The sequence below is a fragment of the Kitasatospora sp. NPDC089797 genome (genome assembly GCF_040684795.1).
In the GTDB taxonomy this organism is placed as follows: Bacteria; Actinomycetota; Actinomycetes; order Streptomycetales; family Streptomycetaceae; genus Kitasatospora.
In genome coordinates this window covers 71,221-94,180 of record NZ_JBFBGS010000035.1, presented here as the reverse complement: position 1 = coordinate 94,180, position 22,960 = coordinate 71,221, and the positions used below count along the sequence as shown (strand labels likewise).

Here is a 22,960-nt window from a genome sequence, read left to right as displayed (position 1 = left end):
TCCCCTTGTCCGTGATGCCCCTGCGCCGGCCCGCCCAGGGAGCCCCACCGTGCCACGACCCCGATGAGGTGACGCCATGCCGAGCAACCCCGACCAGCCCTTCGCCGGTGAGACCCGAGTACCTCGGACCGCGCGCGAGGAGGTGCTGTGCGGGCTGTTCGAGCAGGTGCTCGAGCGCCCGCGGGTCGGGGTGGAGGACGACTTCTTCGACCTCGGCGGGCACTCCCTGCTGGCCACCTGGCTGCTCGGGCGGATCCGGGCGGTCTTCGGGGTGGAGATCGGCATCCGGGACTTCTTCGACGCCTCGACCGTCGCGGGCGTCGCCGAACTGCTCGACAGTGGCGCGGCCGAGAAGCGGGCGCCGTTGCAGGCGATGGCGCGCCCCGAGCTGCTCCCGCTCTCGTACGCCCAGCAACGCCTCTGGTTCCTGCGGGAGTTGGAGGGGGGCGCGGCCGTCTACAACGAGGTCGTCGCGGTGCGGCTGCGGGGTGAGTTGGACGAGGGTGCGCTGCGGGCGGCGCTGGAGGACGTGGTGGGCCGGCACGAGAGCCTGCGCACGGTCTTCCCGGCGGTGGACGGCGTGCCGTGGCAGCAGGTCGTGCCGGTGACGGGCGAGCCGCTGGTGCCGCTGGAGGTGCGGGAGTGCGCCGAGGGGGAGGTCCCCGGCCTGGTCGACGCGGCGGTGGCCCGGGCCTTCGACCTGGCGCGTGAACTTCCGCTGCGGGCTTCGCTCTTCCGGACGGCGCCGCAGGAGCACGTGTTCCTGCTCGTCGTGCACCACATCGCGTGCGACGGCTGGTCGATGGGACCGCTGCTGCGGGACCTGGCCGCCGCGTACGGTGCGCGGCGCGAGACGGGCGAGCCGCCGGTCTGGTCCGTCGAACTCCCGGTGCAGTACGGGGACTACGCGTTGTGGCAGCGGGAGGTGTTGGGCGAGGAGGACGATCCCGGCTCACTGATGGACCGTCAGATCGGTTTCTGGCGGGACCGGTTGGTGGAGCTTCCGGAGGAGCTGGCGCTCCCGGCGGACCGTCCGCGGCCCGCGGTCGCGACGTTCGCGGGCGACACGGTGGAGCTGGCGGTGCCGGCGGAGGTGCATGCCGGGTTGGTGGCGCTGGCGCGGGAGTGCGGGGCGACGTTGTTCATGGTGCTGCGGGCGGGTTGGGCGGTGTTGTTGTCGCGGCTGGGTGCGGGCAGCGACATTCCGGTGGGGACGGTGGTGGCGGGGCGTTCGGACGAGGCGTTGGACGAGTTGATCGGGTTCTTCGTCAACACGCTGGTGCTGCGGACGGACCTGTCGGGCGACCCGAGCGTCCGTGAGCTGCTGCGCCGGGTGCGCGAGGCGGATCTGGACGCCTTCGGGCGCCAGGAGGTGCCGTTCGACCGGCTGGTCGAGGTGCTGAACCCGGTCCGGTCGGCGGCCCGGCACCCGCTGTTCCAGACCATGGTGGTGCTGCAGAACAACTCCTGGACGACGTTGCGGCTGCCGGGGCTGGCGACCGAGGAGTTCCGGGTCGACCACCGGATCGCCAAGTTCGACCTGTCGCTCGATGCCTGGGAGCACTGTGCCGAGGACGGACAACCGGCGGGCCTCGGAGGCCAGTTGGAGTTCGCGAGCGACCTGTTCGACCGGTCGACCGCCGAGGTGCTGGTGGAGCGGTTCGTCCGGGTGCTCGCCGGGATGGCGGCCGATCCGGACGTCCGGGTGGGTGCGCTGGAGGTTCTGGCGGACTCGGAGCGGGAGCGGTTGGCGGAGTGGGCCGGAATCGTCGAGCCGGCGGCCGACCCCGAGCCGGTGCACCGGCTCTTCGAGCGGCAGGCGCGGACGAACCCGGACGCCCGCGCTCTGGTCTGCGGGGAACGGGAGGTGAGTTTCGGTGAGTTGAACGCTTGGGCGAACCGGGTGGCGCGGGAGCTGGTGGTGCGGGGGGTCGGGCCGGAGGTGCGGGTCGCGGTGTTGTTGCCGCGGTCGGTGGAGTCGGTGGTGGCGCTGTTGGCGGTGCTGAAGGCGGGTGGGACGTACCTGCCGGTGGACGCGGAGTATCCGCGTGAGCGGGTGGAGTTCATGCTGGCGGACGCGGCTCCGGAGGTGCTGGTCACCGATCGGGAGCTCGGCGCGGGCTGTCCGGGCGTTGCTCGGCTCCTCGTCGATGAGGTGGCGGTGGCGCGGCAGAGTGCCGACGATCTCGGGGTGGAGGTGGTGCCGCGGCACGCGGCGTACGTCATCTACACCTCCGGTTCGACCGGCCGGCCCAAGGGCGTCGTGGTCGACCACGGCAGCCTCGCCAACCTGGGCCACCACTACCAGGTCACGACGTACGCCGAACTGCTCGCCGCCACCGGCCGGGAGCGGGCGAGCGTCGCGACGACGGCCCCGCTCGCGTTCGACTCGTGCTGGGTCGCGTTGCTGGCCATGTGCGTCGGCCACGAGCTGCACCTGCTGGACGACGAGACCCGCCGCGACGCCGCCCGTCTGGTGGAGTACCTGGAGCGGGCCCGGGTCGAGTTCCTGGACACCACCCCGGGCTACGCGGCCGAACTGGTCGAACAGGGGCTCCTGGACGGGGAGTCCGGCTTCGCGCGGATGCTGAACGTCGGCGGCGAGGCGGTGTCGGAGTCGCTCTGGCAGCGCGTGCTGGCGACCCCGGGGTGGACCGGGCAGAACACCTACGGGCCCACCGAGAACACGGTGGACGCGCTGATGGCGTGGTTCGGTGACGCCGAGGGGCCGGTGCTGGGCCGGGCGACGACGAACACGCGGGCCTATGTGCTGGATGCCGGGTTGCGGCCGGTGCCGGTGGGGGTGGTGGGTGAGCTGTTCCTGGCCGGGGCGCAGGTGGCGCGTGGCTACCTCGGGCGTCCGGGGCTGTCGGCGTCGCGGTTCCTGCCGGATCCGTTCGGGGGTGGGGGCGGGAGGATGTACCGCACCGGGGACCTGGTGCGGTGGACGGCGGACGGCCGACTCGCTTTCCTGGGGCGGGCGGACGACCAGGTGAAGGTGCGCGGCTTCCGGATCGAGCTCGGCGAGGTCTCGGCCGTGCTGGAGCGCTGCGCCGGGGTGTCGGCCGCCGTCGCCGTGGTGCGGGAGGACCGCCCGGGCGACCGCCGGCTCGTGGCGTACGTCGTCCCGGCCGCCGGGGCCTCGCCGGACGGCGCCGCCGTGCGAAGGGAGGTGGCGTCGGCGCTGCCCGAGTACGCCGTCCCGTCGGCGGTGGTGGTGCTGGACGCGCTGCCGCTGACCGGCAACGGCAAGGTGGACCGCCGCGCGCTGCCCGTGCCCGAGGCGGAGGCGCATGTGACGCGGGCGCCCCGGGACGCGCGGGAGGAGGTGTTGTGCGGGCTGTTCGAGCAGGTGCTCGGGCGGCCGCGGGTCGGGGTGGAGGACGACTTCTTCGCGCTCGGCGGGCACTCGCTGCTGGCGACGCGCCTGGTCAGCCGGGTCCGTTCGGCGCTCGGGGTGGAGCTGGGGATCCGTGACCTCTTCCAGGCGCCGACCGTGGCCGGGCTGACCGCGCTGCTGGACCGGCGCGGGGCGGTGGCCCCGAGGCCGCCGCTGCGGCCCGTCGAGCGGCCCGAGCGGCTGCCGCTCTCGTATGCCCAGCAGCGCCTCTGGTTCCTGCGGGAATGGGAACGGGCGTCCGGCGCCTCGACGTACACCGTGCCGACCGCGCTGCGGCTGCGGGGTGCGCTGGACGAGGGTGCGCTGCGGGCGGCGCTGGAGGACGTGGTGGGCCGGCACGAGAGCCTGCGCACGGTCTTCCCGGTGGTCGACGGTGTGCCGTGGCAGCAGGTCGTGCCGGTGACGGGCGAAGCGCTCGTCCCGTGGGAGGTGCTGGCGTGCGGCCGGGACGAGCTCGACGAGCGGCTGGCGGCGGCGTCCGGCCACGGCTTCGACTTCGCGGGTGAACTCCCGCTCCGGGCCTGGCTGTTCCGGGTCGCGCCGGAGGAGCACGTGCTGCTCCTGGTGGTGCACCACATCGCGTGCGACGGCTGGTCGATGGGCCCGCTGCTGCGCGACCTCGCCGCCGCCTTCGCCACTCGCAGGACGACGGGGGACGCTCCGGCGTGGGGCGAACTCGACGTCCAGTACGGCGACTACGCGCTCTGGCAGCGCGGCGTGCTGGGTGAGGAGGACGATTCCGCCTCCCTGGCGAACCGGCAGCTCGATTTCTGGCGCTCGCGCCTGGCCGGCCTGCCGGAGGAACTCCCGCTGCCCACCGACCGGCCGCGGCCCCTCGAACCGGGCTTCGCCGGCGGCGTCGTCGACCTGGCGGTGCCGGCGGAGGTGCATGCCGGGTTGGTGGCGCTGGCGCGGGAGTGCGGGGCGACGTTGTTCATGGTGCTGCGGGCGGGTTGGGCGGTGTTGCTGTCGCGGCTGGGTGCGGGCAGCGACATTCCGGTGGGGACGGTGGTGGCGGGGCGTTCGGACGAGGCGTTGGACGAGTTGATCGGGTTCTTCGTCAACACGCTGGTGCTGCGGACGGACCTGTCGGGCGACCCGAGCGTGCGTGAGCTGGTGCGCCGGGTGCGCGAGGCGGACCTCGACGCGCTGGGCAGTCAGGACGTGCCGTTCGAGCGGCTGGTCGAGGTGCTGAACCCGGTCCGTTCGGCGGCCCGGCACCCGCTCTTCCAGACCATGCTGATCCTCCAGAACAACGCCTGGTCGGAGCCGGGCCTGTCGGGCCTGCGGGTCGACGAGCTCCCGATCGACCACCGGATCGCCAAGTTCGACCTCTCCGTCGACTTCTGGGAGAACGCCGGGTCGACGGGTGAACCGGCGGGCCTCGGAGGTCAGTTGGAGTTTGCGAGCGACCTGTTCGACCGGTCGACGGCCGAGGCCCTCGCCCGCCGGTTCGGTCGGGTGCTCGCCGGGATGGCGGCGGAGCCGGACGTCCGGGTGGGTGCGCTGGAGGTTCTGGCGGACTCGGAGCGTCAGCGGTTGGCGGAGTGGGCCGGCGTCGTCGAGCCGGCCGTGGACCGCACGCCGGTGCACCGGCTCTTCGAGGCGCAGGCCGCGAGCCGGCCCGGCGAGCGGGCGTTGGTGTTCGGCGGCCGGGCCTGGACCTTCGGTGAGTTGAACGGGTGGGCGAACCGGGTGGCGCGGGAGCTGGTGGTGCGGGGGGTCGGGCCGGAGGTGCGGGTCGCGGTGTTGTTGCCGCGGTCGGTGGAGTCGGTGGTGGCGTTGTTGGCGGTGCTGAAGGCGGGTGGGACGTATCTGCCGGTGGACGCGGAGTATCCGCGTGAGCGGGTGGAGTTCATGCTGGCGGACGCGGCTCCGGAGGTGCTGGTCACCGATGGGGAGCTGGGCGCGGAGTGTCCGGGCGTTGCTCGGCTCCTCGTCGATGAGGTGGCAGTGGCGCGGCAGAGTGCCGACGATCTCGGGGTGGAGGTGGTGCCGCGGCACGCGGCGTACGTCATCTACACCTCCGGTTCGACCGGCCGGCCCAAGGGCGTCGTGGTCGACCACGGCAGCCTCGCCAACCTGGGCCACCACTACGAGCGGGTGACCTTCGCCGGACACCGGGAGCGCTCGGGCACCCGTTGGATCCGCATGGTGTCGACGGCGCCCCTGGCCTTCGACTCCAGTTGGACCGCCGTGCTCGGGCTCTTCCTCGGCCACGAGCTCCACCTGCTGGACGACGACGACCGCCGTGACGCCGCCCGGCTGGCCGAGTACATCGGGCGGGAGGGCGTCGACCTGCTCGAGACCACGCCGGGCTACGCCGCCGAGCTGGTCGAGCAGGGTCTGCTGGAGGCGGGCCCCGGCCCGCACCGCACCCTGGTGGTGGGCGGCGAGGCGCTGCCGGCGTCGCTGTGGCGCCGGGTGCTGGACGCGGCGGGGTGGACCGGGCAGAACACCTACGGCCCGACGGAGAACACGGTGGACGCGCTGGCGGCGTGGTTCGGTGACGCCGAGGGGCCGGTGCTGGGCCGGGCGACGACGAATACGCGGGCCTATGTGCTGGATGCCGGGTTGCGGCCGGTGCCGGTGGGGGTGGTGGGTGAGCTGTTCCTGGCCGGGGCGCAGGTGGCGCGTGGCTACCTCGGGCGCTCAGGTCTGACGGCGTCGCGGTTCCTGCCGGATCCGTTCGGCGCCCCGGGCCGGAGGATGTACCGCACCGGGGACCTGGTGCGGTGGACGGCGGACGGCCGACTCGCTTTCCTGGGGCGGGCGGACGACCAGGTGAAGGTGCGCGGTTTCCGGATCGAGCTCGGCGAGGTGTCGGCCGCGCTGGAGCGCTGCGCGGGCGTCGCGAGCGGCGTGGCCGTGGTGCGGGAGGACCGCCCGGGGGACCGTCGGCTCGTCGGGTACGTGGTGGCGCGCGAGGGCGCGGCCGTCACGGGGGCCGAGGTGCGGCGCGGGCTCGGCTCGGTCCTGCCCGAGTACGCCGTCCCGTCGGCGGTGGTGGTGCTGGACGCGTTGCCGCTGACCGGGAACGGCAAGGTGGACCGCCGAGCCCTGCCGGCGCCCGAGGCGGAGGCGGACGTGACGCGGGCGCCCCGGGATGCGCGGGAGGAGGTGTTGTGCGGGCTGTTCGAGCAGGTGCTCGGGCGGCCGAGGGTCGGGGTGGAGGACGACTTCTTCGCGCTCGGCGGGCACTCGCTGCTGGCCATGCGCCTCGTCGCCCGGGTCAGGACGGTGCTCGGGGTGGAACTGGGGATCCGGGACCTCTTCCAGGCGCCGACTGTGGCCGGGCTGACCGCGCTGCTCGACCGGCGCGGGGCGGTGGCCCCGAGGCCGCCGCTGCGGCCCGTCGAGCGGCCCGAGCGGCTGCCGCTCTCACACGCCCAGCAGCGCCTCTGGTTCCTCGGGACCGTGGACAGCGAGGCCCGGACGGCGACGTACGCGATGCCGCTGACCGTCCGGCTGCGGGGTGCGCTGGACGAGGGTGCGCTGCGGGCGGCGCTGGAGGACGTGGTGGCCCGGCACGAGAGCCTGCGCACGGTCTTCCCGGTGGTCGACGGCGTGCCGTGGCAGCGGATCGTGCCGGTCACGGGCGAAGCGCTGGTGCCCTGGGCGACCGTGGCCTGTACGGCGGACGAGGTCACCGGCCTGATCGACGGGGCCGTGCACGGCGTCTTCGACCTCTCGGCCGAACTGCCGCTCCGGTCCTGGCTGTTCCGGGTCGCGCCGGAGGAGCACGTGTTCCTGCTGGTGGTGCACCACATCGCGTGCGACGGCTGGTCGATGGGCCCGCTGCTGCACGACCTCACCGCCGCCTACACGGCCCGCAGGACGACCGGGGACGCTCCGGCGTGGGGCGACCTCGACGTCCAGTACGGCGACTACGCGCTCTGGCAGCGCGGCGTCCTGGGTGAGGAGGACGACCCGGACTCGCTGATGCGTCGTCAGCTCGCCTTCTGGCGGGACTGGTTGGTGGAACTTCCGGAGGAGCTGGCGCTCCCGTCGGACCGCCCGCGGCCCGCCGTCGCGAGCCTCGCGGGCGACACCGTGGACCTCGCGATACCCGCCGACGTGCATGCCGGGTTGGTGGCGCTGGCGCGGGAGTGCGGGGCGACGCTGTTCATGGTGCTGCGGGCGGGCTGGGCGGTACTGCTGTCCCGGCTGGGCGCGGGCACCGACATCCCGGTGGGGACGGTGGTGGCGGGGCGGTCCGACGAGGCGTTGGACGAGTTGATCGGGTTCTTCGTCAACACGCTGGTGCTGCGGACGGACCTGTCGGGCGACCCGACTGCGCGCGAGTTGCTGCGCCGGGTACGCGAGGCGGACCTCGACGCGCTGGGCAGCCAGGACGTGCCGTTCGAGCGGCTGGTCGAGGTGCTGAACCCGGTCCGTTCGGCGGCCCGGCACCCGCTCTTCCAGACCATGCTGATCCTCCAGAACAACGCCTGGTCCGAGCTGGACCTGCCCGGGCTGGAGGCCGAGGACGTTCCGGTCGAGCACCGGATCGCCAAGTTCGACCTGTCGGTGGACTGCTGGGAGCTGACGGCGGCCGACGGCGGTCCCGCCGGGATCGGCGGTGAGCTGGAGTTCGCCATCGACCTGTTCGACCGCTCGACGGCGGAGGCGCTCGTCGGCCGGTTCGTCCGGCTGCTGGCCGGGATGGTGGCGGAGCCGGACGTCCGGGTGGGTGCGCTGGAGCTCCTGGACGCCTCGGAGCGGCAGCAGTTGGCGGAGTGGGCCGGATCCGTCGAACCGGTCACGGACCCTGAGCCGGTGCACCGGTTGTTCGAGCGGCAGGCGCGGACCCGCCCGGCCGAGCGGGCCCTGGTGTTCGGGGACGAGGAATTGAGCTTCGGCGAGTTGAACGCGCGGGCGAACCGGTTGGCGCGGGAGCTGGTGGCGCGGGGTGCGGGCCCGGAGGCTGTGGTGGCGGTCGCGCTGCCGAGGTCGGTGGACGCGGTGGTGTCCGTGCTGGCGGTGCTGAAGGCGGGCGGGACGTATCTGCCGGTGGACCCGGCCTATCCGCGTCAGCGGGTGGAGTTCATGCTGGCGGACGCGCGTCCGGTGCTGGTGGTGACCACGTCGGTGCTGGGGATCGACGGGCCGTGCCTGCTGCTGGACGACCCGGCGGTGACGGCAGCGGTGGAGGTCCGGGGAAGCGGGGACCTGCTCTGCCGGGTCCACCCGCAGAACGCCGCCTATCTGATCTACACCTCCGGTTCCACCGGCACCCCCAAGGCCGTCCAGGTCCCGCACGCCGGCCTCGCCAACCTCGTCCGGCACCTGGACCGTACGGTGCTGGCCGACCACCTGGCCGCGACCGGCCGCCCCCGGGCCCGCGTCGCGAGCACGTCGTCGTCCTCCTTCGACGCGAGCTGGCAGGCGCTGAGCGCGCTGTTCCTCGGCCACGAGCTGTACGTGCTGGACGACGAGAGCCGCCGCGACGCCCAGGCCGCCGTGGCCGACCTGGGCCGCGCCGGCGTCGACCTGCTGGACACCACGCCCGCCTACGCGGCGGAACTCATCGAGGAGGGGCTGCTCCGGCCGGACCCGGCCGACGGGCTGCCCGCCGTGCGGACCCTGCTCCTGGGCGGGGAGGCGCTCCCGGCGGCGCTGTGGGAGCGGCTGCGCGCGACGCCCGGCCTGGTCGCCCACAACGCGTACGGGCCGGCCGAGTGCACCGTCGACACGGTGATGGCGCTGCTGTCGGCGGCCGGGTCGCCGGTTCTGGGCCGGCCGACGACGAACACGCGGGCCTACGTGCTGGACGCCGGGCTGCGGCCGCTGCCGGTGGGGGCGGTCGGTGAGCTGTTCCTGGCCGGGGCACAGGTGGCGCGCGGCTACCTCGGGCGCACAGGCCTGACGGCGTCCCGCTTCCTGCCGGACCCGTTCGGCGCTGCGGGCGGGAGGATGTACCGCACCGGGGACCTCGTACGCCGGCTGCCCGACGGCCAACTCGCCTTCGTGGGCCGGGCGGACGACCAGGTGAAGGTGCGCGGCCACCGGATCGAGCCGGGCGAGGTGGCGGCCGCGCTGGAGCGCTGCACGGACGTCTCGGCTGCCGTCGCCGTGGCCCGGGAGGACCGCCCGGGGGACCACAGGCTCGTCGGGTACGTCGTCCCGGTGGCCGGTGCGAGGCTGGACGCCGCCGCCGTGCGCGGCGAGGTGGCGGCGGCCCTGCCGGACTACGCGGTGCCGTCGGCGGTCGTCGTGCTGGACGCGCTGCCGCTGACCGGCAACGGCAAGGTGGACCGCCGCGCCCTGCCCGCGCCCGCGGTCGTCGCCCGGGTCGCGCACGCCCCTCGCGACGCCCGTGAGGACCTCCTCGCCGGGCTCTTCGCGGAGATCCTGGGCGTGACCGCGGTCGGGGTGGACGACGACTTCTTCGCGCTCGGCGGGCACTCCCTCCAGGCCATCCGCCTGCTCGTCCGGGCCAGGGCGGCGCTCGGGGTGGAGCTGGGGATCCGGGACCTGTTCCAGGCGCCGACGGCCGCCCGGCTCGCCGGGCTGCTGCAGTCGCGCACCGCCGCGCCGCACGAGCCGCTGGTCGCGGTCGAGCGCGGCGAGCGGACGCCGTTGTCGTACGCGCAACAGCGGCTCTGGTTCCTGCGCGAGTGGGAGGGTGCCGACGGCGCCTCGACGTACGCGGTGCCGACCGCGCTGCGGCTGAAGGGCGCGCTGGACGAGGGTGCGCTGCGGGCGGCGCTGGAGGACGTGGTGGGCCGGCACGAGAGCCTGCGGACGGTGTTCCCGGTCGTCGACGGTTCGCCCTGGCAGCACGTGGTGCCGGTGACGGGCGAGCCGCTCGTCCGGTGGGAAGCGGCCGACTGCGCCCCGGTGGACCTGCCCGGGCGGCTCGCCGCGGCGGCCGGGCACGAGTTCGACCTGGCGCGTGAACTACCGCTGCGCGCCTGGCTGTTCCGGGTGGCGCCGGAGGAGTACGTGTTCCTGCTGGTGGTGCACCACATCGCGTGCGACGGCTGGTCGATGGGCCCGCTGCTGCGCGACCTCACCGCCGCGTACACCGCACGCAGCACGACCGGTGGGGCTCCGGCCTGGACTGCACTCCCCGTCCAGTACGGCGACTACGCGCTGTGGCAGCACCGGGTGCTCGGTGAGCAGAAGGTGATGGACCGTCAACTGAGTTTCTGGCGCGAGCGGCTGGCCGGTCTGCCGGAGGAGCTGGCGCTTCCGTCGGACCGGCCGCGACCCGCCGTCGCGAGCCTCGCGGGCGACACCGTGGACCTCGCGATACCCGCCGACGTGCATGCCGGGCTGGTGGCGCTGGCCCGCGAGTGCGGGGCGACGCTGTTCATGGTGCTGCGGGCGGGCTGGGCGGTGCTGCTGTCCCGGCTGGGCGCGGGCACCGACATCCCCGTCGGCACGGTGGTGGCGGGCCGGTCGGACGAGGCGCTCGACGACCTCGTGGGGTTCTTCGCCAACACCCTGGTGCTGCGCACCGACGTCTCCGGCGACCCGAGCGTGCGTGAGCTGGTGCGCCGGGTGCGCGAGGCGGACCTCGACGCGCTGGGCAGCCAGGACGTGCCGTTCGAGCGGCTGGTCGAGGTGCTGAACCCGGTCCGTTCGGCGGCCCGGCACCCGCTCTTCCAGACCGCGCTCGTGCTGCAGAACAACGCCTGGTCCGAGGCCGGACTGCCCGGGCTGGAGGTCGAGGAGGTCCAGGTCGACCTGCCGAACGCGAAGTTCGACCTCGCCGCGGGCCTCTGGGAGCGCCGGGCCGGCGACGGTCGGCCGGGCGGGATCGGCGGTGAGCTGGAGTTCGCCACGGACCTGTTCGACCGCTCGACGGCGGAGGCGCTCGTCGGCCGGTTCGTCCGGCTGCTGGCCGGGATGGCGGCCGACCCGGACGCCCGGGTCGGCGCGCTCGACCTCCTCGGCCCCGCCGAGCGGGCCGCCCTCCTGGCCTACGGGACGGGAGCCGAGCGCGCCGCGGACTCCGGCCTGCTCGCCCACGAGGTGTTCGAGGCGCGGGCGGCGGAGCGGCCCACCGCGCCGGCGGTGGTCAGCGGGGAGCGGACGCTGTCCTTCGGCGAGTTGAACGCGCGGGCGAACCGGTTGGCGCGGGAGCTGGTGGCGCGGGGTGCGGGCCCGGAGTCGGTGGTGGCCGTCGCGCTGCCGAGGTCGGTGGACGCGGTGGTGTCCGTGCTGGCGGTGCTGAAGGCGGGCGGGACGTATCTGCCGGTGGACCCGGCCTATCCGCGTCAGCGGGTGGAGTTCATGCTGGCGGACGCCCGTCCGACGCTGATCGTGACCACGTCGGTGCTGGGGATCGACGGGCCGTGCCTGCTGCTGGACGACCGGGCGGTGACGGCAGCGGTGGAGGTCCGGGGAAGCGGGGACCTGCCCCGCCGGGTCCACCCGCAGAACGCCGCCTATCTGATCTACACCTCCGGTTCCACCGGCACCCCCAAGGCCGTCCAGGTCCCGCACGCCGGCCTCGCCAACCTGGTGGCCGCCGCCGGGGCGACGCTGGGCCTCGGCCCGGGCCGCTCGCTGCTCCAACTGGCCTCGCCGGGCTTCGACGCGGCCGTCTACGAGTGGGCCAACGCGCTGCTCGCCGGAGCGGCACTGGTGCTCGCGCCCGACGGCGCGCGGTCGGGCGAGCCGCTCGCGCGGGTGCTGGCCGAGCGCGGCGTCACCCACGCCGTCATCACACCCGCCGTCCTCGCGACGTTGCCCGCACCGTCCGCGCGGGAACTCACCGACCTTGCCGTCCTGGTCGTCGCGGGCGAGGCCCTCCCGGCCGAGCTCGTGGCGCGCTGGGCCCCCGGACGTGACCTGATCAACGCCTACGGGCCGACCGAGACCACCGTCTGTGCGACCGCCAGCGCGCCGCTGCGGCCGGACGGCGGGGTGCCGATCGGTCGCCCGCTCGACGGCACCCGGGTGTACGTGCTGGACGCCGGGTTGCGCCCGGTGCCGGTCGGCGTGGCCGGCGAACTGTACGTCGCCGGCGCGCAGGTGGCACGTGGGTACCTCGGGCGTCCCGGTCTGACGGCGTCCCGCTTCCTGCCGGATCCGTACGGCGCTGCGGGCCGGAGGATGTACCGCACCGGGGACCTCGTGCGCTGGCTCCCCGACGGCCAACTCGGCTTCGTGGGCCGGGCGGACGACCAGGTGAAGGTCCGTGGTGTCCGGATCGAGCCCGGCGAGGTGGCGGCGGCGCTGGAGCGCTGCGCGGGCGTCTCGGCCGCCGTGGCCGTCCTCCGGGAGGACCGTCCGGGGGACCGCAGGCTCGTCGGCTACGTGGCGGTGCGCGAGGGCGCGGCCGTCACGGGTGCCGAGCTGCGCCGCCACCTGGGCGCCGTCCTGCCGGAGTACGCCGTCCCGTCGGCCGTCGTGGTGCTGGACGCGCTGCCGCTGACCGGCAACGGCAAGGTGGACCGCCGCGCCCTGCCCGCCCCCGAGGCCGAGGTCCGGGTGACCCGCGCCCCGCAGGGCCCGCGCGAGGAGGCGCTCTGCCGGCTGTTCGCCGAGGCGCTCGGCCTGCCCGGGGTCGGGGTGGAGGACGACTTCTTCCACCTCGGCGGCCACTCCCTGCTGGCCACCCGGCTGATCGCCCGGATCCGCGCCGAACTCGGCGAACCCGCCGAGCTCACCGACCTGTTCCGCGCCCCGAGCCCGGCCGGACTGGCAGCCCTGCTGGACGGCGGCCCGGCCGCGGACGCCGGGGTCCTGGTGCACCTCGGCGGCGAGGGCGGCGGGCCGCCGCTGTTCTGCGTCCACCCGGTGACCGGCCTCGGCCGCTGCTACACCGGCCTCGCCGCCGGGCTGGCGGACCGCCCGGTCTACGGCCTCCAGGCCCGCGGCCTGGACCCCCGCGCCGAGCAGCCCGCCGACCTGGCGGCGATGGTCGGGGACTACGTCGACCGGATCCGCGAGGTGCAGCCGGCCGGCCCCTACCACCTGCTCGGCTGGTCGACCGGCGGGAACATCGCGCACGCCATGGCCTGCACGCTGCGCGCCGCCGGTGAACAGGTGCGTCTGCTGGCCGTGTTGGACGCCTACCCGGTCGAGAGCGGACACTGGGGCGCGGAGCCGGAGGACGTCGACGCGGCGCTCGTCGCCGACCTGCTCGGCCGCGAGGGCGGCGGGTTCGCCCCCGGCACCGCCGAGCTCGACCGCCTCGCCGCCACGGCGACCACCGTCGTCCGGGCGGTGGCGGCGGCCCCGACCGGACGGTTCGACGGCCGGCTGCTGCACGTCACCGCGACGCTCGGCCGGGCCGCGGACGCGCCCGGCGCCGGGGCCTGGGCGCCGTACGCGACCGGCGGGATCGACCGGCACGAGGTCGCGGCCGAGCACTTCGACCTGACCCGCCCCGAGCCGCTGGCCGCGATCGCCCGCCTCGTCGCCGACGCCCTGGACGGGCGCTGAGCCCTCCCCGTTCGCCCGCGATCACCCGACCGAAAGGAACCCCCGTGTTCGACAACGACGCCGCCCGCTTCCACGTCGTCCTCAACCACGAGGAGCAGTACTCCGTCTGGCCCGAGGACCAGGAGATCCCGGCCGGCTGGACCGCCGAGGGCACCACCGGGACCCTCGACGAGTGCACCGCGCACATCGACCGGGTCTGGACGGACCTGCGGCCGCTCAGTCTGCGCCGGCTGATGGCGGAGCAGGCCGGGCGGGCGTGACACCCCCGCCCCGGGAGGACCGGCCCACCCGCCCGGGGGCGCCCCGGCTGCCGACCGCGCTCGCCGGGCTGGCCGACCTGCGGGTCGACACCCCGGTGACCGCCGTCCTCAGCTGGGAGCGCGCCACGGCCGGCTCGGGGCTCGCCCGGCTCTACGAGGGCGCCAAGCTCGCCCAGTGGAACGCCGCCACCGACATCGACTGGTCGCTGGACGTCCCCTTCGGCGAGCCGCTGCCGGCCGGCTCGGCGTACGCGCTGGACTCGCTGCGCGCCTCGCCGATCGGCCGGCGCGGGCCCCGGGCCTGGGACGACTTCCGCTGGCAGACCCAGGCCTGGACGGTCTGCCAGTTCCTGCACGGCGAGCAGGCGGCGATGCTCGCGGGCGCCCGGCTGGCCGAGGTGCTGCCGGACGTCGAGGCGAAGCTGTGCGCGGTCAGCCAGGCCGGGGACGAGGCCCGGCACGCGGAGGCGTTCGGGCGCTACGTGGGGGAGCACGTCCCCGAGCCGTACCCGGTGTCGGAGGGGCTGCGGCAGCTGTTCGCGGACGCGCTCGGGGCCACCGAGTGGGACCTCCTCGCGCTGGCCGTCCAGTGCCTGGTCGAGCCGCTGGCGCTGGCCGGGTTCCGGCTGGCGGAGGCCACCTTCCACGATCCGTTGATCAAGCGGATCACCGCCCTGGTGGCCCGGGACGAGGCCCGCCACGTCTCCTTCGGCGTGCTCCTGCTGCGCGACGTCGTCCCCGGGCTGTCGGCGGCCGAGCTGGCCCGGCGGGAGGACTTCCTGCTGGCGTCCGTCGAACTCATGCGCCGGCGCTTCCTGTTGGGCGACCTCTGGGAGCGCTTCGACGTCCCGGCCGCCGAGGGCGCGGCCTTCGCGCTGGCCGACCCCGGCCTGGCCGGCTACCGGCAGATGCTGTTCTCCCGGGTGGTGCCCATGCTCGCCCGGATCGGCCTGCTCACCCCGCGCGTGATGCACGGCCTGGAGTCGATGGACCTGCTCAGCCGTCTGAGTGCGGACACCGTCGCCCGCGTCCGGCGCGAACGGGCGGCGCTCGCCGAGCGGACCGGCCGTGTGCACACCTGATCACTTGTCGTGACCTCCCCGCCCTGAGTACGGTCGCTGACCGTGTCCGGTCCACCGCGGCCGTCGCGCTGCGGCGGTCCCCGAACAAGAGGTCCCACATGGCCCAGTCACCAGAATCCGGCGCCGCAGACACCGATGCCGCAGAGTCCGACGCCGCAGACACCGGCTCCGCGGACACCGGCTCCGCCGCCGACGCCCCGGCGCCGCCCGGGCTCTGGCGCAACCGCGACTTCGGGCTGCTGATCAGCGGTCAGGTGGTCTCGTTCCTGGGGAGCCAGGTCCAGGTCTTCGCCCTGCCCCTGCTGGTGCTCGCCGTATCCGGCTCGCCCACCCAGGCCGGGCTCGTGATGGGCCTCAGCTCGCTGTCCTGGCTGCTCTTCGGCCCGTTCGCCGGTGCGCTGGCGGACCGCTGGGACCGCAAGACCACGATGATCCTGTGCGACCTGGGCCGCGCCGTGGTGACGGTCAGCGTGCCGCTCGCGATCTGGTTGGACGGTCTGACGGTCACCCAGCTGTGTGCGGTCGCCGTGCTCAACGGGGTGCTGGAGACGCTCTTCGAGTCCTCCAACTCGGCGGCCCTGCCGAACGTCGTCGGCGCCGGGCAACTGGGCAAGGCACTCGGGCAGTTCGAGACCGCGACGAACACCGTACGGATCGGCGGCGGGATGGTCGCCGGCGCGCTGTACTCACTCGGACGGGCGGTGCCGTTCGTGGTGGACGCGGTCTCCTTCGTGCTCTCGGCGATCTCGCTGCGCTTCACCCGGGCGAAGTTCCAGGAGGAGCGCAGCGAGGAGACGCCGGCCGGCCTGCTGAAGGAGGTCCGGGCGGGCCTGGGCTGGCTGATGGGCCAGCCGCTGATCCGCTTCCTCGCGCTGATCTCGGCCGCGGACGCGATCCGCTACGGCGCCGGGTACCTGGTGATCATCACGCTGGCCGAGCGGATCGGCGCCTCGCCCACCGAGATCGGGTTCGTCTTCACCGGGGCCGCGGTCGGTGCGATGGTGGGGGCGCTGGTCTCCAGCCGGGTCAACGACCGCTTCCCGCTGGGCCGGATCGCCACCGTGACGCTGTGGGTCGAGGCGCTGATGTTCCCGCTGTACGCGGTCGCCCCGAACGCCTGGCTGCTCGGGGCCGTGGCCGCCGCCGAGTCGGTGCTGGCGCCGGTCTACATGGTCGCGCTGTCCACCTACCGCCTCGCGGCGACCCCGGACCACCTGCGCGGGCGGGTCTCCAGCGCGGTGCAGACCCTCGGCATGAGCGCGATGTCCCTGGGCGCGCTGATCGGCGGCGTCATGATCGACGCCCTCGGCCCGCGCACCACCACGGTGCTCTTCGGCGGCTGGCTGATCCTGCTCGCGGTGCTGACCACCGTCAACCGCGCGGTGCGCCACTCCGCCGGGACCACCCGGCCGGCCCCGGTCGGGGAGGCCGCGCGGGCCCAGTCCTGAGGCCGACGGCCTCGCTGTCCACCACCAGAAGGGCTCACACATGACCGTCCTCAGGACCGTCGACGCCACACCAGGGCAGCGGCTGCTGTGGATGATGGAGCACTACCGCGGCGCCGACACCCCGCTGAACGTCAACGCCTGCTACCGGCTGCGCGGCCCGCTCGACCGCCCCGCGCTGCGGACCGCGCTGGACCGGCTCGTCGAGCGGCACGAGGCACTGCGCACCACCTACGAGTCGGTCCGCCGCAGGCTCGTCCAGCACGTCCACGCCGCCCGGCCCGCCGACCTGGTCGAGGAGGAGGTCGGGCCGGGGCCCGGGGCGCTGGCCGAGGCGATGCTGCGGCACGCCCGCCACCGGCACGACCTGGCCGTCACCCCGCTGCACGCCGCGCTGCTGACGGTCGGCCCGGAGGAGTCCGTGCTGGTGCTCAACATCCACCACCTGTCCACCGACGGCTGGTCGGGCGGCGTCCTCTCGCAGGAGCTCGGGCGGCTGTACCGGCCCGGCGGCGAGGAGGCGGCGGAACCCGGCACGGTGGCCTGGCAGTTCGCCGACTTCAGCGAGTGGCAGCGGCAGCGCTACGAGGACGGGGTGCTGGCCGAGAGCCAGAAGTACTGGCGGGACACCCTGGCCGGGGCCGCGGCGCCCCGGCTGCCCGGTGCGTCAGCGATCCGCGACGGCGTCGGCCAGTTGCCCGGACTGGCGTCCTTCACGCTGGAGCCGGAGCTGGTGACGGGCCTGGCGGCGCTGTGCCGCAAGCAGCGCTCGACCACCTTCGTCGCCGCCCTGGCCCTGTTCGCCGGGGTGCTGTACGGCCGGGACGGGGAGCGGGACGTCGCGCTCGCCTCGATGTTCGCCAACCGCACCCGGCCCGAACTGGCCGGCACCGTCGGCTTCCTGTGCAACCTGCTGGTGCTGCGCCTGGGCCTGGAGCCGCAGGCGGGCTTCGTGGAGGTGCTGCGCTCGACCCGGGACACCGTGCTCGACTCGCTGGCCCACCAGGAGGTCCCGTACCACCTGGTGCCGCAGGGCCGGGGGGAGCGGGGCGATGGGCTGGAGAACATCCTGTTCCAGGTCGCGGTCGGGCCCGAGTACGCGCTGAAGCTGAGTGGCCTGGAGGTGACCCAGGTCCACCCGCCGGGCGGCATGGCGAGCCGGTTCGACCTGGAGTTCGTGCTGATGCCCACCGAGGACCGGATCGAGGGGCAGGTCTGGTACGACCGCCGCCGCTTCGAGCCGGCCTGGGTCGAGGGCCTGACCGGCGACTTCCGGCGGCTCGCGGCGGCGGCCGTCGCCGAGCCCGGCCGGCCGCTGGCGGAGCTGGTCGGGGAGCTCGCGGAGGGCGCCGAGGACACCGTCCGAGTGCGCGGCGGCGGCAGTTGAACACCCGCGGGTGAGGGCACGCGGGACACCGGAGGGCCCGAGCGTTTCGACGCTCGGGCCCTCCGGCGTTCCGGCCCGCCGGGCTACTCGCCCAGGTGGTGCATCACGTGCTTCACTCGGGTGTAGGCCTCGAAGCCGTACACCGACAGGTCCTTGCCGTACCCGGAGTGCTTGAAGCCGCCGTGCGGCATCTCGCTGGGGAAGCCGAGGTGGGTGTTGACCCAGACGCAGCCGAAGTCCAGCCGCCGGGTGAACCGCATCGCGCGGCCGTGGTCGGTCGTCCACACGGCCGAGGCCAGGCCCTGCTCGACGCCGTTGGCGAGCGCGACGGCCTCGTCCTCGTCGGCGAACGGCTGCACCGTGATGACCGGCCCGAAGACCTCCTGCTGCACGATCTCGTCGTCCTGGCGGACGTCGGCGACCACCGTCGGCGCGTAGAAGTACCCGGCCCCGCCGACCCGGTGGCCGCCCGTCACGATCCGCGCGTGGGCGGGGAGCCGGGAGACGAAGCCGTCCACCCGGGCCAGCTGGTCGGCGTTGTTGAGCGGCCCGTACGCCGCGCCGGCGTCGTCCGGCGGGCCGGGGCGGGCCGCCTCGGCGGCCTTGGTGAGCGCCACCAGGAACTCCTCCCGGACCGCCCTGTCGACGAGCACCCGGGTGGCGGCGGTGCAGTCCTGGCCTGCGTTGCCGTACGCGCCCTCGACGATCTTCGCGGCGGCGGCCGTCAGGTCGGCGTCGGCGCAGACCACGACCGGGGTCTTGCCGCCCAGCTCCAGGTGGACCCGCTTGAGCCCGGCCGCCGCGTCCCGCGCGACCTCCACGCCCGCCGCCACCGAACCGGTGAGCGACACCAGCGCCGGGACGGGGTGGCGCACCATGAGCCGCCCGGTGTCCGGGCCGCCGCAGACCACGTTGAGCACCCCGGGCGGCAGCACCTCGGCGGCCAGCTCGGCCAGCAGCAGGGCCGTCTCGGGGGTGGTCCCGGCGGGCTTGAGCACCACGGTGTTGCCCGCGGCGAGGGCGGGCGCGCTCTTGAGCACGGCCATCAGCAGCGGGAAGTTCCACGGCGCCAGCTGCGCGCAGACGCCGACCGGCTCGCGGCGGGTGTAGGAGGTGTGGCCGGGGGAGTACTCGCCCGCGGCCAGGCCCTCCAGCACCCGGGCGGCGCCGGCGAAGAAGCGCAGCTGGTCGACCATCAGCGGGGTCTCCCCGGCCGCCGCCGCACTGCCGGTGCTGCGGGCCTCGGCGGCGGCGAAGTCGTCGAGCCGGCCCGTGAGGGCGTCGGCGATGCGCAGGAGGGCGTCCTGGCGCTCGGCGGGGCTGGTCCAGCGCCACTGCTCGAAGGCGGTGGCGGCGGCCCGCATCGCCCGGTCGACGTCCTGCTCGCCGCTGTCGGGCGCGAGCAGGTACGGGGTGCCGGTGCAGGGGTCGAGCAGCTCGGTGTAGGTGCCGTCGGCGGGCCCGGCCGGTCGGCCGTCGACGAAGTTGCTCAGGCGGGGGAGGGTCATCAGCGCTCCTGGAAGGTCGGCGGGGTGACGGTGGTCGGGCTGCTCAGGCGCTGACCCGCAGCGACGTGAAGCCGTGGAAGCCGAGGTTGTTGTTCCAGTTGAAGCCGTCCTGCGAGACGTGCAGCGCGGGCCAGCGCCGGTAGAGGGTGGTGAGCGCGATCCGCAGCGTCTGGCGCACCAGCGGGTCGCCGAAGCACAGGTGGCGGCCGGCGCCGAAGGTGAGGTGGCGGTTGGGCAGCGGGCGGTCGAGGACGAGCTCGTCGGCCCGGCTGAAGGCGGCGGCGTCGCGGTTGGCGGAGCCGACGTAGAGCATCATCGGGCGGCGGGCGGGCAGCACGATCTCCTGGCCGGCCGCGGTGAGGTAGGTGAAGTCCTCGCGGGCGACCCGGCCGACGAACTGGACCGGGGTGCAGAAGCGCAGCAGCTCCTCGACGGCCGGGCCGACGGTGGCCGGGTCCAGCAGCAGCCCGCGCTCGTGCGTCGGGCGCTCGTCCAGGGCCTGCACGCTGTTGCCGATGAGGTAGCGGATCGAGGCGACCCCGGCGAACAGCAGGAGCGCGGCCTGGGCGACGACGTCCTCGTCGCTGAAGCGGTGGCCGTGGACCTCGGTGGTGCGCAGCGTGTGCAGCAGGCCGTTCTGCTCCTCGGAGAGCTTGGCGCACTCGGGGGAGGCGAGGAACTCGGCGAGCTCGCGGGTGCTGGTGCGGGTGCGGTCGAGGTGCTCGACGGTGACCTTGGTGGAGCCGAAGAGGTAGGCGATGTCGTCGGTCCAGCGGGTCAGTTCGGGGTGGGCCTCGACGGGCACCCCGAGGACGTCGGCGATGACCATGGCCGGCAGCGGGAAGGCGAAGTCGGTCATCAGGTCGAAGCCGGCCGGGTCGACGGCGTCGAGGAGCCCGTCGACCAGCCGCTGTATCCGGGGCTCCAGCGCCGCGTCCGTGAAGGGGACGTAACTGCGGTTGGCCTGGCGGCGGTTGCGGGTGTGCTCGGCGCCGTCGTGGAACGCCAGCCAGCGCTCGTAGACGCCGAGCATGTCGGCGTAGTCGGTGCGCTGTTCCTCGGGCAGGAACCAGAGGGGGACGGCGGCGCGGGCGTTGGAGAGCCGCTCGTCCTTCATCAGGGCCAGGCAGTCGGCGTAGCTGAAGAAGAGCCAGGCCCCGCCGAAGATCTTCTCGGAGCGGTACGCCGGGTGCTCGGCGCGCATTCGGTCGTAGAAGGAGAAAGGGTCGGGAATGTACTCGAGGTCGTTGTGCGAGAAATCTTCGGCGGCGAGCGCGTGGGTGGCCAAGGAATTTCCTCCGAGTGGGATCCGGGTCGTGGAAGGCCTCAGTGGACCAAAGGCGCGGAACGCCTGACAAGGCGTCACCGGTGAACGCCGCCGGGCGCATCACCCGAGGTCAGAACGGTGTCCGGGAGGCCTGGGTTGGACACTGGCCAGTGCGCGGCGGGGTGGCCTAACCTGCGTTTTCGCGTCCCCGCTCTCCTTGTTGTTTTCCCCGTCCGCCGACCGGCCCGTGGAGTACGGATGGCTGAAGCACTGCCCTGGCAGCAAGTCCTGCCCGGATATCCGCTGGACCGTCGGGCGTTCTCCGACGACGCGGTCCTCGACCGGGAACTGCGCCTGGTGTTCCGCGAGTCCTGGCAGTTACTGGCGTTCGCGTCGGAACTGCCCGACGCCGGCGACTACCTGGTCCGCAGGCTCGGCGACGACAGCGTGATCGTGGCCCGCGACGAGGCGGGCCGCTTCACCGTGCTGCTCAACTCGTGCAGTCACCGCGGCACCCAGCTGTGCCGGGCGACGTTCGGCAACGCCGCGCACTTCCGGTGCAGTTACCACGGCTGGACGTTCGCCAACGACGGCCGCCTGGTGGGCGTGCCGGCGCTGCGCAGCAACTACCCGAAGGACTTCCGCAAGGACCGCTACGACCTGCCCCGGGCCCGGGTGACCTGCTACCGCGGCTTCGTCTTCGCGACCTGGAGCGAGAGCGCCCCGCCGCTGGAGGAGTACCTGGGCGACGCCCGCTGGTACCTGGACGCGCTGCTCGACCTCGCGGGCGGCGAGTGGGAGGTCTACGGGCCGCCGCAGCGCTCGGTCTCGACCGGCAACTGGAAGGTCGTCACCGACAACTTCGCCGGCGACGGCTACCACATGGGCACCACCCACCAGGCCGCGTTGGAGCAGGGCATCTACGGCTCCGGCCTGGCCGACGGCACGCTCGGCAGGGGCGAGCTGGAGCTGATCGGGATCAACGTGCCCACCCGGCAGGGCCACGCGGTGCGGGCCGGCTACCTCGTCGAGAAGGGCCGGCGCACCCTGCCGGCCAAGGTCGAGGACCCGGCCTACATCGGCTACCCGCGCGAGGTGTGGGAGGCGTTCACCGCCGGGCAGACGCCCGAGCAGGTGCGCTTCAACTCGCACTGCGAGGTCGTGCACGGCGTGCTGTTCCCGAACGCCGCCTTCCTGAGCGTCTCGCACGACCGGGCGATCGGGCGCGAGGACGACCCGCTGACCAAGTACTTCGTGTGGCGGGTGCACAACCCGATCGACGCCCGGCACACCGAGTGCCTCTACTGGACGCTGGTGCCCAAGCGGCACGTGGACGAGGAGTGGAAGCGCCGCTCGTACGCCTTCCAGGCCCGCTCCCAGTCGGCCGGCGGGATCCTCTTCGAGATGGACGACTTCGAGAACTTCGCCCGGATCGACGCGGCGATCGGCGGCACGGTGGCCGACGGGGCCCCGCTGGACCTCTCGCTCGGCCTCGGCCTCGGCGAGCCGGTGCCGGACTTCCCGGGCCCCGGCCGCGCCGAGTACCTGACCCTGTCCGAGCAGAACCAGCGGGCCTTCTACCGCCGTTGGGCCGAACTGATGGGTGCCGACGATGAGTGAGGGCACCGCCGCCGGGCACGAGACCGCGTACGAGCTCCGGCCGTTCCCGTCGCGTGGGGTCCGGCAGGTCGAACTCGACGCCTCGGTGAGCGCGTTCCTCACCGAGGAGTCGGCCGCGCTGGACGAGGGCCGGCACCAGGACTGGCTGGACCTCCTCGACGAGCGCTTCCTCTACCAGGTGCCCGTCCCGCTCCTGCGCGAGGACCCGGCCCTGCCGAGGCACAGCGACCGGGCACTGCTGTTCGAGGCGACGAAGCACATCCTCGCGATGAAGCTCGGCCGCGCCGGCCTGCGGCACGCGTGGTCCGACCGCCCGGGCGGGGTGACCCGTCACTTCGTCGGCGGGGTGCGGGTGTTCGCCGCGCCCGAGGCCGACACCTGGCGGGTGGAGTGCAACGTGCTCGCCACCTGGACCCGGGGCCGGGGCGAGGCCGCCCTCGCCACCGCCGCCCGGCACGACATCGTGCGCTGCCTGCCCGGCGCCGGCTACCGGCTGCTGCGGCGCCGGGTCCTGCTGGACGCCGAGGTCGCCACGCACCAGCAACTCTCGATCATCTTCTAGTCCATCTTCTTCTGGCCCAACTTCG

At 74.2% G+C, this 22,960-nt stretch carries 9 protein-coding genes; 7 read left to right on the top strand and 2 right to left on the bottom strand.

From position 1 onward, the window contains the following. The first annotated feature begins 76 nt into the window (after positions 1-76). From AB0O91_RS26825 to AB0O91_RS26805, 5 genes are all read left to right on the top strand, one after another. The gene (locus AB0O91_RS26825) at positions 77-13,804 is read left to right on the top strand and encodes an amino acid adenylation domain-containing protein (RefSeq protein ID WP_363437893.1); all 13,728 of its coding nucleotides are present in this window, start codon (positions 77-79) and stop codon (positions 13,802-13,804) included. 44 nt (positions 13,805-13,848) lie between these two features. Continuing rightward, positions 13,849-14,064 carry an MbtH family NRPS accessory protein gene (locus AB0O91_RS26820; RefSeq protein ID WP_329927692.1) on the top strand — a complete coding sequence of 72 codons (216 nt, stop codon included), beginning with the start codon at positions 13,849-13,851 and terminating at the stop codon, positions 14,062-14,064. Then, complete coding sequence (locus tag AB0O91_RS26815; RefSeq protein ID WP_363437890.1) at positions 14,061-15,146, top strand: ferritin-like domain-containing protein; 1,086 nt, start codon at positions 14,061-14,063, stop codon at positions 15,144-15,146. The genes AB0O91_RS26820 and AB0O91_RS26815 overlap by 4 nt, the downstream gene beginning before the upstream one ends. A 98-nt stretch (positions 15,147-15,244) precedes the next feature. Next, positions 15,245-16,594, top strand: a complete 1,350-nt coding sequence (locus tag AB0O91_RS26810) for an MFS transporter (RefSeq protein ID WP_363437887.1) — start codon at positions 15,245-15,247, stop codon at positions 16,592-16,594. Between the two features lie 40 nt (positions 16,595-16,634). Next, on the top strand, positions 16,635-17,978 hold the full coding sequence (locus AB0O91_RS26805; RefSeq protein ID WP_363437884.1) for a condensation domain-containing protein: 1,344 nt from the start codon (positions 16,635-16,637) through the stop codon (positions 17,976-17,978). Positions 17,979-18,061: 83 nt separating this feature from the next. Here AB0O91_RS26805 and AB0O91_RS26800 read toward each other — a convergent pair whose 3' ends face one another. Both AB0O91_RS26800 and AB0O91_RS26795 read right to left on the bottom strand, forming a co-directional pair. Further along, entirely contained in the window at positions 18,062-19,486 is a 1,425-nt protein-coding gene (locus AB0O91_RS26800; RefSeq protein WP_363437881.1) for an aminobutyraldehyde dehydrogenase, read from the bottom strand. A gap of 43 nt (positions 19,487-19,529) precedes the next feature. After that, positions 19,530-20,774 carry a cytochrome P450 gene (locus tag AB0O91_RS26795; protein WP_363437878.1) on the bottom strand — a complete coding sequence of 415 codons (1,245 nt, stop codon included), beginning with the start codon at positions 20,772-20,774 and terminating at the stop codon, positions 19,530-19,532. Positions 20,775-21,011: 237 nt separating this feature from the next. On the opposite strand from AB0O91_RS26795, the gene AB0O91_RS26790 reads away from it, so the two are divergent. Both AB0O91_RS26790 and AB0O91_RS26785 read left to right on the top strand, forming a co-directional pair. Further along, entirely contained in the window at positions 21,012-22,373 is a 1,362-nt protein-coding gene (locus tag AB0O91_RS26790; protein WP_363437875.1) for a Rieske 2Fe-2S domain-containing protein, read from the top strand. Further along, positions 22,366-22,935 carry an aromatic-ring-hydroxylating dioxygenase subunit beta gene (locus AB0O91_RS26785; RefSeq protein ID WP_363437872.1) on the top strand — a complete coding sequence of 190 codons (570 nt, stop codon included), beginning with the start codon at positions 22,366-22,368 and terminating at the stop codon, positions 22,933-22,935. The genes AB0O91_RS26790 and AB0O91_RS26785 overlap by 8 nt, the downstream gene beginning before the upstream one ends. Positions 22,936-22,960 lie beyond the last annotated feature (25 nt).

Bases quoted from the DNA above. Each gene is read 5' to 3' on its own strand.
- AB0O91_RS26825 (WP_363437893.1), top strand. From the start codon at position 77: ATGCCGAGCAACCCCGACCAGCCCTTCGCCGGTGAGACCCGAGTACCT.
- AB0O91_RS26810 (WP_363437887.1), top strand. From the start codon at position 15,245: ATGGCCCAGTCACCAGAATCCGGCGCCGCAGACACCGATGCCGCAGAG.
- AB0O91_RS26805 (WP_363437884.1), top strand. From the start codon at position 16,635: ATGACCGTCCTCAGGACCGTCGACGCCACACCAGGGCAGCGGCTGCTG.
- AB0O91_RS26800 (WP_363437881.1), bottom strand. From the start codon at position 19,486: ATGACCCTCCCCCGCCTGAGCAACTTCGTCGACGGCCGACCGGCCGGG.
- AB0O91_RS26790 (WP_363437875.1), top strand. From the start codon at position 21,012: ATGGCTGAAGCACTGCCCTGGCAGCAAGTCCTGCCCGGATATCCGCTG.
- AB0O91_RS26785 (WP_363437872.1), top strand. From the start codon at position 22,366: ATGAGTGAGGGCACCGCCGCCGGGCACGAGACCGCGTACGAGCTCCGG.